12 protein-coding genes are annotated in these 13,690 nt (G+C 67.9%); 3 read left to right on the top strand and 9 right to left on the bottom strand.

All coding sequences use genetic code 11. The features are described from left to right. Positions 1-36: 36 nt before the first annotated feature. The 5 genes from ABZ942_RS13795 to ABZ942_RS13815 all read right to left on the bottom strand — a co-directional run bounded on the left by ABZ942_RS13795 (position 37) and on the right by ABZ942_RS13815 (position 5,599). Complete coding sequence (locus ABZ942_RS13795; RefSeq protein WP_357381617.1) at positions 37-873, bottom strand: GNAT family N-acetyltransferase; 837 nt, start codon at positions 871-873, stop codon at positions 37-39. Positions 874-951: 78 nt separating this feature from the next. Further along, positions 952-1,833: a 16S rRNA (adenine(1518)-N(6)/adenine(1519)-N(6))-dimethyltransferase RsmA gene (rsmA, locus tag ABZ942_RS13800; RefSeq protein WP_357381619.1), complete on the bottom strand. Its 882-nt coding sequence runs from the start codon at positions 1,831-1,833 to the stop codon at positions 952-954. Positions 1,834-2,071: 238 nt separating this feature from the next. Further along, positions 2,072-3,238 carry an alpha/beta fold hydrolase gene (locus ABZ942_RS13805; protein ID WP_357381621.1) on the bottom strand — a complete coding sequence of 389 codons (1,167 nt, stop codon included), beginning with the start codon at positions 3,236-3,238 and terminating at the stop codon, positions 2,072-2,074. Between the two features lie 160 nt (positions 3,239-3,398). Continuing rightward, complete coding sequence (locus ABZ942_RS13810) at positions 3,399-4,529, bottom strand: transglycosylase family protein (RefSeq protein ID WP_357381906.1); 1,131 nt, start codon at positions 4,527-4,529, stop codon at positions 3,399-3,401. A gap of 242 nt (positions 4,530-4,771) precedes the next feature. Beyond that, a complete protein-coding gene (locus ABZ942_RS13815; protein ID WP_357381623.1) occupies positions 4,772-5,599 on the bottom strand; it encodes a TatD family hydrolase in 828 nt (275 codons plus the stop codon). 80 nt (positions 5,600-5,679) lie between these two features. On the opposite strand from ABZ942_RS13815, the gene metG reads away from it, so the two are divergent. Together metG and ABZ942_RS13825 are read left to right on the top strand one after the other, a co-directional pair. After that, the gene (metG, locus tag ABZ942_RS13820; RefSeq protein ID WP_357381624.1) at positions 5,680-7,278 is read left to right on the top strand and encodes a methionine--tRNA ligase; all 1,599 of its coding nucleotides are present in this window, start codon (positions 5,680-5,682) and stop codon (positions 7,276-7,278) included. Between the two features lie 209 nt (positions 7,279-7,487). Beyond that, positions 7,488-8,174, top strand: a complete 687-nt coding sequence (locus ABZ942_RS13825) for a TetR/AcrR family transcriptional regulator (RefSeq protein ID WP_357381626.1) — start codon at positions 7,488-7,490, stop codon at positions 8,172-8,174. Between the two features lie 122 nt (positions 8,175-8,296). Here the strand turns inward: ABZ942_RS13825 and ABZ942_RS13830 are convergent, their stop codons facing one another. Continuing rightward, on the bottom strand, positions 8,297-9,049 hold the full coding sequence (locus tag ABZ942_RS13830) for an isocitrate lyase/phosphoenolpyruvate mutase family protein (RefSeq protein WP_357381628.1): 753 nt from the start codon (positions 9,047-9,049) through the stop codon (positions 8,297-8,299). An 82-nt stretch (positions 9,050-9,131) separates the two neighbouring features. Then, positions 9,132-9,992, bottom strand: coding sequence for a 16S rRNA (cytidine(1402)-2'-O)-methyltransferase (rsmI, locus tag ABZ942_RS13835; protein WP_357381630.1), 861 nt, complete (start codon positions 9,990-9,992; stop codon positions 9,132-9,134). A gap of 321 nt (positions 9,993-10,313) precedes the next feature. Between rsmI and ABZ942_RS13840 the strand changes: the two genes are divergently transcribed. Then, complete coding sequence (locus ABZ942_RS13840; RefSeq protein WP_357381632.1) at positions 10,314-11,936, top strand: phospholipid carrier-dependent glycosyltransferase; 1,623 nt, start codon at positions 10,314-10,316, stop codon at positions 11,934-11,936. Here ABZ942_RS13840 and ABZ942_RS13845 read toward each other — a convergent pair. Together ABZ942_RS13845 and arcA are read right to left on the bottom strand one after the other, a co-directional pair. Next, positions 11,933-12,292 (bottom strand): GntR family transcriptional regulator, encoded by a 360-nt coding sequence (locus ABZ942_RS13845; RefSeq protein ID WP_107659309.1) that lies wholly within the window; start codon positions 12,290-12,292, stop codon positions 11,933-11,935. The genes ABZ942_RS13840 and ABZ942_RS13845 overlap by 4 nt on opposite strands. Positions 12,293-12,299: 7 nt before the next feature. Next, a complete protein-coding gene (gene arcA, locus ABZ942_RS13850) occupies positions 12,300-13,598 on the bottom strand; it encodes an arginine deiminase (RefSeq protein WP_357381634.1) in 1,299 nt (432 codons plus the stop codon). Positions 13,599-13,690: the final 92 nt, after the last annotated feature.

Below are 13,690 nucleotides of genomic sequence, written 5' to 3' on the forward strand. Positions count from 1 at the left end.
AATGAAAGCCCTTGTGCTGCAACAAGTATTGGACGATCAGCCGAGCGCCTGCGTGAAAGGCGCCAGCAGCATCGCGCGATTTCCGGGCAGATCCGCGCCGCGCACCATGAGCGGGGACGACGGATGGGCGGTCAGGCCACGCTTGGCCAACCAGCTGCTGAGCTCGGCGCCCGCGTTAGCGCACACATCAACGCGCGTCGTCGAATTCTCTTCTGGGAGAGCGGCATCAAGCAATGCACTCGCGGTACTCGTCGAATTCGCGACCAATGGCCCGACATGCACAGTGCCGAGATTGCGCCAAGCAACCGCATAACCCTCATCCGCGATCGCCACCCGTTCGGCCATGGGGAGCAAGCGCCGCAGCAGCACGGTCCGGTCGGCACCGAACGCCTGCCGATCAAGCCTGGCCAGCGTCGGCAAGTCCTCGGTATTGCCGAGTCGGACGCCTGGTGCCGGTGCGGATGCCGGTTTGAAAACTCCAGTGTGCTTGGCGATTTCATCCACGATCCGAAATCCCAGCTTCCGATACAGCGGCAGACCCGCCTCGGTCGCATACAAGAACACAGTTGCGCAATCCGCAGCGCTCAGCGCCTCGTTCATCAAGCGATAGCCCAGGCCACGGCCGCCATATCGGCTGGCCACCAGCAGCATGCCCACCGCGCCGATCCCCGGTGTCACCTCGGTCAGGAAGACCGTTCCCGCCAAACCCCCATCTGGGTCATCGATCCCGTAGCCGCCGCCGAGTTCCAGCAGCAGCCGCCACTTGGCTTCTTCCCGCGGCCACGAACGATCCGCCGCGAGATCCAGACAGGCCGCCAGATCTGTTACACCGAGTCGACGAACCTGCACTTCTTTCGCAACGATCCCAGGCACCGCGCCAGCCTAACGGGCCGATGGCCCGACCTCGGCCGCACGCGGACCGATTGTCCGGCATTCGCACGCGCGGTGTGGTCAGCCCTGGGCGGCGAGGCGGACGAAGGCTGCGGTGTCGAGGGTTTCGCCGCGAGCGGTGGGCGCGATGTCGGCGGCGAGCAGGCGGCGTTCGGCTTCGGCGGGAGAACCGGCCCAGCCGGCGAGGGCGGCGCGCAGGGTTTTGCGGCGCTGAGCGAAGGCGGCGTCGACAACCTCCCAGACGCGGCGGCGATGGTCGTCGTCGATCGGCCAGGGCGGTTCGAGGTAGCGGTCGACCCGGACCAGGCCGGATTCGACGCGCGGGACCGGCCAGAAGACCTGGGTGCCGACGGCGCCCGCGCGGCGGACGGTGCCGAAGAAACCGGCCTTCACACTGGGGACGCCGTAGGTGCGGCTGCCGGGGGCGGCGGCGAGGCGGTCGGCGACCTCCGCCTGCACCATCACCAAAGAGACTGCGATGCTCGGCAATTCGGCGAGCAGGTGGAGCAGCACCGGTACCGCCACGTTGTACGGCAGGTTCGCGACCAGCGCGGTCGGTGCGACCGGCAGGTCCGCGGCGGCGACTCGCAGCGCGTCCGCCTCGACCACCGTCAGCCGGTCGGCCAGCTCCGGCGCACGATCCGCGACGGTCACCGGAAGGTGCCGGGCGAGCACCGGATCGATCTCGACGGCGACCACCGAATCGACCACGTCGAGCAGTGCCAGCGTCAGCGAACCCAGCCCCGGCCCGACCTCGAGCACCACATCTTCGCGCCCGACCCCCGCCGCCGCAACGATCCGCCGCACCGTGTTCCCGTCGTGCACGAAGTTCTGCCCGAGCTGCTTGGTCGGTCGCACGCCGAGCCGCTCGGCCAGCACCCGCACTTCGGCGGGCCCGAGCAACGCAGCACTCCCACGAGCAGCAACTTCAGGTTCGGACACCTCAAGAACCTATCAACCCGCGCGCACGGCTTCGCCCACTGCGCACCTCTTCGCCCGCTGCGTACGAACCAGCCGGCAATCGCATGCGCCGCACGCCAAACATTGCGCGGCGCGCCAAGCCGCGCGGTCGTAGTTCGCCGGGCATGTTTTTGTCGGCCGCGCGGGGACCAGCTGGCAATTGCGTGCGCGGCACGCTTAGCAATGCGCGGCGGGTGAAGTTGTGCTCGGCGTCGGCGGGCTATGGCTGAGACGGGGTGGTCTTGATGCGGTTGAGGAACGTGTCGATGGCTGCTTGCATGGCGGGGTTGAGCTGGGTGTGTTTGCCGGTGCCGGTGACGGTTTGGAAGTCGACGCCGTTGGCGGCGAACTGCGCGGCGAGGGCGGCGTGTAGTGGAGAGGGGACGGTGGTGTCGGTCACGTTGAGCAGCAACAGGATCGGGGCGTTGTAGCCGGAGGTCGGCACCGTGAGGTACTGGTCGAGGGCGGAGCGGATGGGCTCCTCGGCGAGCGGTCTGGCGAGCAGGTCGCCGACGCCGAGGCCGCGCACGCGGTCGGTGATGCCGTCCAGGCACAGGGTGCCGACGCTGTCGAGGACAGCGCGGCCCTGCGGCGTGAGGTAGTCGTCGACGTGCACGTCAGGGCGGGCCGCACGCAGGCCGGCCAGGATGCTGACGAAGAAGCTCATCGCGCCGTCGGTGCCGGGGACGGTGGGGATAACCGGCCCGGCCAGCGGCAATACCTTCTCCACGTCCGATTCGGGGTCGATCGCGATGGTGCCACGGAAGTCCAGGTCGGGCGCGTAGGTGGCCTGTAGGTGGCCGGTGCCGAGCGCGGCTTGGCCACCCTGCGAAACGCCGAGGACCGCCCAGGTGCGCGACAGCTCGGAGTGGGTGGTGCGGGCGGCGCGCAGCAGGTCGATGGTGGCCGTCGCCTCGCTGGCGACCTCCAGGTAGGGGTGCGGGCCCGTGTCGAAGCGGCCGAGTCCGAGGTAGTCGGGCGCGACTACGGCGAAGCCCTGATCGAGCATGCGCTGGATCAGCTGATCCTCTTTGGACCGAATCTGCTGATACGGATGGCCCGCCGGATCGGACTGCCCGCCACAGCCCGCGCCGAGACCGCTGGTGCCGTGGTCGTAGGCGATGACCGGCCAGCCGGTCGCGGGCGGCGTGCCCTGCGGAACGAACAGCGCGCCGCTGGCCTGTCGCGGCGTCCCGTCCGAGCCGCGCATCCAGTACTCGAGCACCGAGCCGCCCGATACCCCGTGCCAGCCGTCCGGCTGCGCCTCGACGGAGATCAGCGACCCAGGAGTTTCCGCCTGCGCCGGAGCGACATTCACGAACAACGCCGCACTGGCCGACAACGTGGCCACCGCCACCGCTCGCCTGCACACCTGAACAACCCGCATAGACCACACCTCACTGACCCGACCCACATCGTCACAAACCTGGACGAGTGTACAGATCAACGAGATACTGCCAGCTCAGCGTGACCGCCTAGCGAATCCAAGGCAACACCAAGGGTGCCGACCGTAATGGCACTCACCCCGCAGCAACGTGCGGCGGGGGTCAGTCAGCGATGCCGAGGCGGCTGGTGCAGGCGGGCCAGGCGCCCCACCCCTGACGGGCGCGGGTGATCTCGGCGATGGCGATCTGCTCTTCGCGAGTGGCCAGGTCGGCGCGGGGTGCGTACTTCAGGCCGCCCTGACGTTCCCAGGTGCCCTGGTCGAACTGGATGCCGCCGTAATAACCGTTGCCGTTGTTGATGTTCCAGTTGCCGGTGGATTCGCAGCGGGCCAGCGCGTCCCAGGTGGAGCCGTCGCGCACCGGCGGCACCTCGGTGCCCGGCTTGGCACCCTTGCGGATGGTCTTCGGCTGCGCGGTGATCGTCACGGTGGAGCCGATCGGCTTGCGGTCCACCTCGGTGCCGTTGACCATGGTGACCGCGAAGGTGACGTCCTGGACGCCGGGCGCACCCTGGGTTTCCACCACCGAACGGCTCATGTTCATGGTCGGGTCTTCGATCACGTTCTCCGGCGGGTCGAGCGGCAGCGTCTCGGTCCGGTTCTCGATCCGCTTGCGGGTCACCGTGATTCGCGTGCCGTCGGTCAGCGGGGTGGACGCGGCGGGCTCGACGGTGTCCTGCTCGATCAGCGGAACGCCCGCCACCGCAAGGAATTCGCCGACCGTCGGCGCGGCCAGCCGGACGTCGACCGGCGCACCGATGCCGTCGAGCAGCGAGACCGATCGCGGCGTCGCGACGTTCAGCGCGGCGCCTTCCAGCGGCAGCTTCTCGTTGCGCGCGGGCGACACGTACACCTCTTTGGGCAGGCTCAGCTGCTCGAGCGCCTCGCCCGCGGTCAGCCCGGTGGTCCACACAGTGCGCGCCTGACCGTCGACCATGAGCTTGACCTCACGCGCTCGGTTGAGTGTGATGGTGGCGCCGTCGCCGATCTTCGCGGCGAGCCCGGGAGCCACCCGGTCGCGCTCGGTCACGGCGAACCCGGCGGCCCGCAGCACACCACGGACGTTGAGCGACATCGTCGTCTCGACGCGCTTCTCACCGTCGACGACGACCGTCACCGTCTTGCGGTTCACGATGGCCAGCCCGGCGCCGACGATCAGCGTCATCAACAGCGCACCGACCGCTGCGTACAGCAGCGGCGAGCGAGACTGGTTGATTCGCGTGACCGGCCACAGCATCGCGGAGCGATCCCGTGCGGGGCGGCGGGCGGGTGACGGATGGGCCATGGTCACAGTACGATAACGAGGGGTTCGGGGGTAGACAACCTTCACTTGCTTCAGCTGGGTCTTTCAATATCACGAACAGATATCGCTACCGCAGGTTGATCACGAAATATACCCATCGTTGTGACCTAGGACACACCACGTATATCCAGCCCCCTTGCGGGTATTCCAATTGCCGGAAAATAGCGGATTGGTCAGATTCCGTAGACGCGGCGCGCGTTCGCCGTGGTGATCTTTGCCAATTCGGCCGGGTCCGTTTCGCGTAGTTCCGCCAGCGCGCGCACGGTGTACGGCAAGCAATATGGTTCGTTGGGAGCACCACGGAATGGATGCGGCGTTAAATACGGTGCGTCCGTTTCGACCAGAATCAGCTCGTCGGGCACAACTTTGGCGGCTTCGCGCAGTTCGTGCGCATTCTTGAAACTCACCGTGCCGGAGAAACTCAGCACATACCCCTCGGCCACGCAGGCCAGCGCCATGTTGGTATCCGAAGAGAAGCAATGGAAGATCACGGTGGCCGGGGCGCCCTCGTCCAGCAGCACCGTCAGCAAATCGTGGTCGGCCTCGCGATTGTGGATCATCAACGGTTTGCGCAGCCGTTTCGCCAGGTCGATGTGCCAGCGGAAGCCCTCGATCTGGGTCTCGATGTCGGCGCAGCCGTCGAGCTTGCCCGGCCAGTAGTAGTCGAGGCCGGTCTCGCCGATCGCGACCACGCGAGGGTCGGCGGCCAGGCGTTCGAGTTCGGTCTTCGCGGCGTCGTCGAGCGCGTTCGCGCGGGTGGGGTGCAGCGCGACCGCGGCGTAGACGCGTGGGTCCCAGTTGGCGGCCTGCACGGCCCACTGCGCGGCGGCGAGGTCGTCGGCCACCGTGACGACCTGGCCGACGCCGACGGAGGCGGCGCGGTCCACGATCACGGCGGTGGAGGCCGCGTCGGTGGCACCACACGCGTCGAGGTGGGTGTGCGCGTCGATGATCGGGGACAGCGGCTCGGGCAAGTCCGGGGCGGGACGCTTGCTACTCATCGAAAACCGCCCGTCACAGCGGAATCGGCACCGGTCGGCAGAGCCGCGGCGACCAGCGAATCAGCCAGGCGGATATTCGCGTGAGCGTAGGAAACCACGGCCATTACAGTAGACACACCATGAGCGAAGCTGACCGCCCCGCCTTCTATATCACCACGGCCATCGCCTACCCGAACGGTGCGCCGCACATCGGCCATGCGTACGAGTACATCTCGGCCGACGCCATCGCCCGCTTCAAGCGGCTCGATGGATACGACGTCTTCTTCATGACCGGCACCGACGAGCACGGTCAGAAGATGCAGCAGGCGGCGGTCGCCGCGGGCGTCCCGGTGGAGGAGCTCGCGAGCCGCAACTCCGACGTGTTCGAGGCGCTGGACAAGACCCTGGACATCTCCTACGACCGGTTCATCCGGACCACCGACGAGGACCACCTGGCGTCCAGCGTCGCGCTGTGGGAGCGGATGCTCGCCAACGGCGACATCTACCTCGGCAACTACTCGGGCTGGTACTCGGTGCGCGACGAGGCCTTCTACACCGAGGAAGAGACCACGGTGCTCGACGACGGCACCCGGATCTCCACCGAGTCGAAGACGCCCGTCACCTGGACCGAGGAGTCGAACTTCTTCTTCCGGCTCTCCGCCTATCAGGACCGGCTGCTCGCGCTCTACGAGGAGCATCCCGAATTCATCGCGCCCGCAACGCGTCGCAATGAGATCGTCAGCTACGTCAAGGCCGGTCTGAAGGACCTGTCCATCTCCCGCACCACCTTCGACTGGGGCGTGCCGGTGCCCGGCCATCCCGATCACGTGATGTACGTGTGGGTGGACGCGCTCACCAACTACATCACCGGCGTCGGCTTCCCGAACACGGAATCCGCTGCGTTCCAGAAGTTCTGGCCCGCCGACGTGCACATCATCGGCAAGGACATCACCAGGTTCCATACCGTGTACTGGCCGGCGTTCCTGCTGTCGGTGGGCGTCGAGGTGCCGAAACGCGTTTTCGTGCACGGGTTCCTGTACAACAAGGGCGAGAAGATGTCCAAGTCGGTCGGCAATGTGGTCGACCCGCTGGAACTGGTCGAGACCTACGGCGTGGACGCGGTGCGCTTCTTCCTGCTGCGCGAGATCTCCTACGGGCAGGACGGCAGCTACAGCCACGACGCGATCGTCGGCCGGATCAACTCCGACCTGGCCAACGAATTCGGCAACCTGGTGCAGCGCAGCACCAAGCTGGTCGCGCGCGACTGCGGCGGCGTGGTGCCGACGCCGGGCGAATTCACCGACGCCGACCGCACACTGCTGGATCTGACGAACGGGCTGCTCGACCGCTGCCGCGCCGAATATGACGCGCAGCAAATGCATCTCGCGCTGGAAGCGATCTGGCTGACCCTGGGCGAGACGAACAAGTACTTCTCCGCGCAGGCCCCGTGGGCGCTGGCCAAGTCCGGCACGCCCGAGGATCTGGCCCGCGAGGCGACGGTGCTGTACGTGACGCTCGAGGTGCTGCGGATCGTCGCGATCCTGGTGCAGCCGGTGGTGCCCGCTTCGGCGAGCAAGATCCTCGATCAGCTCGGCCAGCAGGATCGCACGTTCGCCGATATCGCGACGCCGATCGTGCCGGGCGTGGTGCTGCCCGCACCGGAACCGGTGTACCCCAAGTACATCGAGCCCAAGGACTGATCCTCACCCAACGTACGCGGCCGGGCGGCGCCGAATCAGGCTGCGCCCGTGCCGCGTTCGCATTGACGGCGGACACCGTGCCGCGTCCGAGACGCTTCACCGCCCGTCCCGAAACGGCCTTCGTCGCGCACCGGCGCGGAACCCACTGGCGCACAGTCGCATAATGCTGGGTTACGAATGTTCATGTTCGCCGAACCGGGAGGGCACCCATGCGCCGACAACAGGCGACCGACTCGACACCCACGCCGCAGAACACCTTCGCCGACCGGCACCGGGCGGCGCGCGATGCCGTCCTGGTCTCGCAGCGTGGGCGACTCATCGAGGCGATGGTCGAATGCGTCGACAGCAAGGGATATTCCGGCACGACGCTCACCGATATCGTTGCCCGAGCACGGGTTTCGCGCAGCACCTTTTACGAACACTTCGCGAACAAGGAAGAATGCTTCGTCGAGGCAGTGCACACCGGCGTCGATATCGTTGCCGCCCGGATCGCCGAGGAGCTGGCCCAGCTCCCGCCGACGGCCGACGTGCACGCCAGGATCGAATCGATCGTCGTCACCTTCTGCGAAACCGTCGCCACTGAACCGGATTTCGCCCGCCTGGTGCTCGTCGAATCGTTCAAGGTCAATCAGGCCGCCGTCGACTACCGCGATCTGGCCGTGGACCGCTTCGCCGCGCTGTACCGCCTCTTCTATGACCAAGCGCGCCAGGCGGATCCGACGCTGCCGACGGTTTCCGACGAACTGATCGCCCTGATCCCCGACGCGATCGGCGAGCGGACCCGTCGAGTCATCGTGTCCGACGGCCCCGCCCGCGTCCCCGACCTGATTCCGCTGTTCGTCCACTTCGTCAGCACAACACTCGGCCTTGGGCCTGAAACTGTTTCTCCTGCTTGACTATTCAATGCCGCGGCACGAACCATCAGCTACGGCAGCCACCTACGCCTCGGCGACGAGTGACACGTGGCTATGGCGTTCACCGAGAAGACTCTCGACGATGCGCCACTCGTCGGCGCCGGTTACTTCCAGCGGGCGAGCAAGCGTTCGATTTCGGCGGTAAGGGCGCGCTGCAGGTAGGGACCGAAGCTGATGCGCGCGACGCCTTGATCCGCCAGCACCGCCTTGTCGGACTTGTCGGGCAGGCCGACCATGCTGATGGGCAGCGTCAGCTCGCTGGTCAGGCGACGCACATCGGCATCGGCCTGTGCGCCCGCGGGGAACAGCACGTCGGCACCCGCCGCGGTGGCCAGCCGGAGCCGCTCGATCGCGCGGTCGACCCGATCCGCCTCGTCGCCGTCCTGCCGCAGGAACAGGTCGGTCCTGGCGTTGACCACGACGTGCACCCCGGCCGCGTCGGCGAACTGCCGCAGCCCGTGCACGAGATCGGCGTGCTCCTGCGCGGCCCGCAGCCGCTTGCCCTCGCTGTGCACGGTGTCCTCGATGTTCAGGCCGACGGCACCCGCTTCGAGCAGTCCCTCGATCAGCTGAGCCGGTTCCAGGCCGTAGCCCGATTCGATATCCACCGACACCGGCACCTCGACGGCCTCGGTGATCTGCCGAACCCGGGTGAGCGACTCGGCGAAGGTCATGCCCTCGCCATCGGCACGCCCGATCGAGTCGGCGACGGGATGACTGCCCACGGTGAGCGCCGCGAACCCGGCCTCCACCGCGACCTTCGCCGACCACGCGTCCCACACGGTGGGCAGCACGGCGGGATCACCGGGACGATGCAGTGCGAGAAAAGCCTTGGCCTTGCTTTCGAGAGAGGTCATAGGACGATCATGCCGCGTCCCCGCAGCGCGCACCATGGTGCGTCGGCCCCGGCCAACCGAGCGACTCACCGTTGCGGGTCGGTCAGTCCTCGCCCTCGCGGCGGGCGATCAGCACCGCGTCGTAGAGCTCGTTGCGGGAGACGCCGTTCGCGCTCCCGATTTGCGCGCAGGCGTCCTTGAGGCGGATGCCGTCGGCGGTCAGTGCCTCGACCTCGTCGACCAGATCGTTGGGATCGGCTGATTTGGGTTGCGCGCCTTCGAGGACGACGGTGATCTCGCCGCGTGCCCCGTCGACGGCCCAGGCGGCGACCTCGGCGAGGGTGCCGCGGATGACCTCCTCGTAGGTCTTGGTCAGTTCGCGGCAGACGGCGGCGCGGCGGTCGGGGCCGAGCACCGTGACGGCGTCGGCCAGGCAGTCCGCCAGGCGGTGTGGCGCCTCGAAAAAGACGCAGGCGCGCGACTCGGTGGCCAAGGTGCGCAACCACTCTCGGCGCTGACCGCCCTTGCGCGGCGCGAAACCGTCGAAGCAGAACCGTTCCACCGGAAGGGCGGACAGTGCGAGCGCGGTGGTCACCGCCGACGGACCCGGCAGGCAGGTCACCGGCAGGTCCCGCTCCGCACAGGCCGCGACCAATCGATAACCGGGGTCGCTGACCGACGGCATCCCCGCGTCCGTCACCAGCAGTACCGTGCGCCCGGCCTCGATATCGCCGAGCAGCGCCGGAATCCGCGCGATCTCCACATGGTCGTAGAAGCTGACCACCCGTCCGGTGATCTCCACTCCCAGCGACTTGGCGAGCGACTTGGTGCGCCGGGTGTCCTCCGCCGCGACGATGTCGGCCGACCCGAGCGCATCGCGCAGCCGCTGCGACGCGTCCCCGATGTCGCCCATCGGCGTCGCCGCAAGCACCAGCCTGCCCGGCCCTGTCGCCTCGTCCGCCACCGCACTCCCGTCTCGACCACGCTCGGCATCCGCCGAACCTCCGCAGCCTATCGACTCGCCCATCCCGCACGCACAGCCCGATTCGGCCACGTGCGCACAATCGCGCCACGCGCATGGAATCGCCGACGATTTCGCGCGCGGCAGGACGCGACATGCGCGGCGGCTCGATTCCGCACCCGAGCGGTGGCGTGTCAGGCGCACCGAGGTGCTGTTCGGTATGTGATCGTGACCACCTGGTGCGGGGGCGCGTGCTATGAGATTCACACGGTGTCGGGCTCACCGCTGCGGGACCTGAGGGCGCGCACAGCATACGATCGGGGCGTGACACAGGTGACCGACCAGCGCGCGACCGCTCCGTTCGGGGCCGTGCCCTCCTGGTCGAGCCCCGCGCCGCGGCGGCCATCGCCCGATTTCGGGCCGACCGATACCTTGCGCGGCTGGCTGGTCACCGCGTTCCTCACGGCCATCGCCGCGGTGACGCGGTTCACCATGCTCAACTATCCGACCGACGCGGGCACCCCGGTGTTCGACGAGAAGCATTACGCGCCGCAGGGCTGGCAGATGCTCAATGGTGGCGGGGTAGAAGACAATCCCGGCTACGGGCTGGTGGTGCATCCGCCGGTCGGCAAGCAGCTCATCGCGATCGGCGAGGCGATGTTCGGCTACAACGGCTGGGGCTGGCGCTTCGCCTCCGCGATGGTCGGCACCATCCTGATCCTGCTGGTGATCCGCATCGTGCGGCGGATGGCGCGGTCCACCCTGATCGGCGCGATCGCGGGCATCCTGCTGATCGCCGACGGCACCACCTTCGTGTCCTCGCGCATCGGCATGCTCGACATCTTCCTGGCGTTCTTCGCCACCGCGGCCTTCGGCTGTCTGATCGTCGACCGCGACGAGGTGCGGGCCCGGATGGCGCGCGCCGACGCCGAGGGCCGGATCGATGAGACCCCGTGGGGTCCTCGCCTCGGCGTGCGCTGGTGGCGGTTCGGGGCCGGCGTGCTGCTCGGATTGGCCTGCGGGACAAAATGGTCCGGCGTCTACTTCATCGTCGCCTTCGGCCTGCTCAGCGTCTTTTTCGATGTGGCGGCGCGGCGCGCCTACGGCGTGCGCAGTCCGTGGTTCGGCACTGGCATCCGCGATGTCGGACCCGCGCTGTACGCGCTGGTGCTGATCCCGCTCGGGGTGTACCTCGGCACCTACTGGGCCTGGTTCGCCAGCGAGACCGGAATCGATCGGTACATGGTCGGCAACCCGTCCGCCCCGACGGAACCGATCGGCACCGGCGGCTTCTTCAGCTGGGTCCCCGACGCGTTGCGCTCACTATGGTATTTCAGCGCCAGAGCACTGGAATTCCATGAAGGCCTGACCAATTCGGCGGGCAACCACCACCCGTGGGAATCCAAGCCGTGGACCTGGCCGATGGGTCTGCGGCCGATGCTCTACTACTACGCCGACAACGGCGTCAGCGGCTGCGGACAGACCCAGTGCGTCAAGGCCGTGATGCTGATCGGCACCCCCGCGATCTGGTGGCTCGCGTTCCCGGTGATCGCCTGGATGGTGTGGCGCAGTGTGGTTCGCCGCGATTGGCGCTACGCCGCGGTACTCGTCGGCTACGGCGCGGCGCTGCTGCCCTGGTTCCTGACCCTCGACCGGCAGATGTACTACTTCTACGCCGTCGCCCTCGCCCCGTTCCTGGTGATGGGCCTGGCCCTGGTGCTCGGCGACATCCTCGGCCCGTCCCGTCGAATACCGGTGCCGCGCAGTCCCGTCGGGACCTACCTACCGGTCTCCCCCGACGAACGACACGCCCTCGGCCTCCTCGCGGTATGCCTCTACCTCGGCCTGGTGATCGCCAATTTCATCTGGCTCTGGCCCATCCTTACCGCACTACCCATCACCCCCGGCAACTGGCACGACCACCTCTGGCTGCCCAGCTGGCGCTAACCCTCCAGTGCCGCTTTGACATAACGCAGCGCGGCGGTGTCGTCCAGACCGAGGCGGCGGACGGTGGCGACGTAGGCGGTGGCGGCGCGGCCCGCGACGTCTCGGGTCGGGTCGCCCGAGGAGGCGATGAAAGAGCCTTGCCTGCCACGGGTTTCGACCACACCGTCGGCCTCAAGCTCGCGGTAGGCGCGGGCCACCGTGTTGGGTGCGAGACCCAGTTGCGCGGCCAGCGCCCGCACGGTGGGGATCTTGGTGCCCGCGGTCAGCTCGCCGGAGCGCACCTTGGCGATGATGCCCATGCGTAACTGTTCGTAGGGCGGGACGGCCGACTCATGCGACACGGTGATGTTGAACATGATTGGATCACAACTCATCCCGGGAGAGTGGACAGGACAGACAGCGGGGTCCGCCTCTACCGGAACCCAATTCGGAGCCGGGGATGCGCAGCACCTCGATGCCCGCGTCTTCCAGGCGCGCGTTGGTCATCTCGTTGCGCTCATAGGCGGCGACCACGCCCGGCGCCAGCGCGAGGGTGTTGTTGCCGTCGTCCCACTGTTCGCGTTCGGCGGTGACGCCGTCCAACCCGGTGTCGATCACCCGGAGCTTGTCGATGCCCATCGCCTTGGCGGCGGCGACCAGGAACGGATCGGGTCCGCTCATCGCCACCTTGCCGTCGCCGTTGCGCGCGCTGTATTCGTCCTCGCGTTGAATGGTGAACGCGCACAACGAGTCACGCACCGCCGGATACATCACCAGCGCGTCGCTGTCCACCATCGTGCAGACGGTGTCCAGATGCATGGTCGCCCGGTTCTGCGCGATCGGCACGACCAGCACGGTGTGCGCGAGATCGTCGTCGAACAGGCTGCGCGCCAACGCTTCCGCGCCCGCGGGCGAGGTGCGCTCGCCGACGCCGACCGCGACCACGCCGGGCGCGAGCAACAGCACGTCGCCGCCCTCGATGGGCGCGGTGTGCGATTCGTAGGCGCGACGCACCCCTAGGAATCGAGGGTGGAAGGCGTAGATCAGATCGGTGAGCGAGGTCTCCCTGATCCGCGCGGGCAGTGCCAGCGAGGTGATCGCGACGCGCGGCCCGATCCAGAACGAGGAGTCCCTGGTGAACAGCAGGTTGGGCAGCGGATCGATGACGAAGTCGGCGCCGTGATGCATCCGCCGCACCAGCGAGGCGGCATCGGGCCCGAACGGCAGTTCGTCGAAGGTCATCCCGGCCATCAGGATGTTGGCCAAGTCCCTGGCCCGGACGCCGCGCAGGAAGGCGGCGAGCTGGTCGGCCAGCGAGTGCCCGAGCCTGCGCGCGTCCACGGCGGCGGAAATGCCTTGGATCCGGGCGGCACCGCTGACCGCGAGGGTCTCGGCGAGCAGGTCGGCCAGCAGCAGCACCTCGACGCCGCGGTCGCGCAGCACGCCGGTGAACGCGTCGTGCTCCTGTTGGGCCCGCTCCACCCACGGAATGCCGTCGAACAGCAGCTGATCGTTATTGCGCGGGGTGAGCCTGCGCAGTTCGTCGCCCGGACGATGCAGCAGCACCGTACGCAGCGTGCCGACCTCGGAGGTCACCGTCAACCGCGTACCCGGACTGTCGGGGTCCAGCCCGTCGGAGTCCGAGTCCTCTCCGTGCCGCGCGGGCACAGCGTCTGCTCCCATGCTCAGACCGTAGTTCGCCGCGGCCACAAGAGCACGTAATTCGGGTCTTCGTTGCCGTCTTGCCGCGTGTGAAGTCGCTCGCTACCGGATTG

The organism is Nocardia sp. NPDC046473, assembly GCF_040645995.1.
Classification (GTDB): Bacteria; Actinomycetota; Actinomycetes; order Mycobacteriales; family Mycobacteriaceae; genus Nocardia.

Bases quoted from the DNA above. Each gene is read 5' to 3' on its own strand.
- ABZ942_RS13830 (WP_357381628.1), bottom strand. From the start codon at position 9,049: ATGACCTCTCTCGAAAGCAAGGCCAAGGCTTTTCTCGCACTGCATCGT.
- arcA (WP_357381634.1), bottom strand. From the start codon at position 13,598: ATGGGAGCAGACGCTGTGCCCGCGCGGCACGGAGAGGACTCGGACTCC.
- ABZ942_RS13825 (WP_357381626.1), top strand. From the start codon at position 7,488: ATGCGCCGACAACAGGCGACCGACTCGACACCCACGCCGCAGAACACC.
- ABZ942_RS13845 (WP_107659309.1), bottom strand. From the start codon at position 12,292: ATGTTCAACATCACCGTGTCGCATGAGTCGGCCGTCCCGCCCTACGAA.
- ABZ942_RS13815 (WP_357381623.1), bottom strand. From the start codon at position 5,599: ATGAGTAGCAAGCGTCCCGCCCCGGACTTGCCCGAGCCGCTGTCCCCG.
- ABZ942_RS13805 (WP_357381621.1), bottom strand. From the start codon at position 3,238: ATGCGGGTTGTTCAGGTGTGCAGGCGAGCGGTGGCGGTGGCCACGTTG.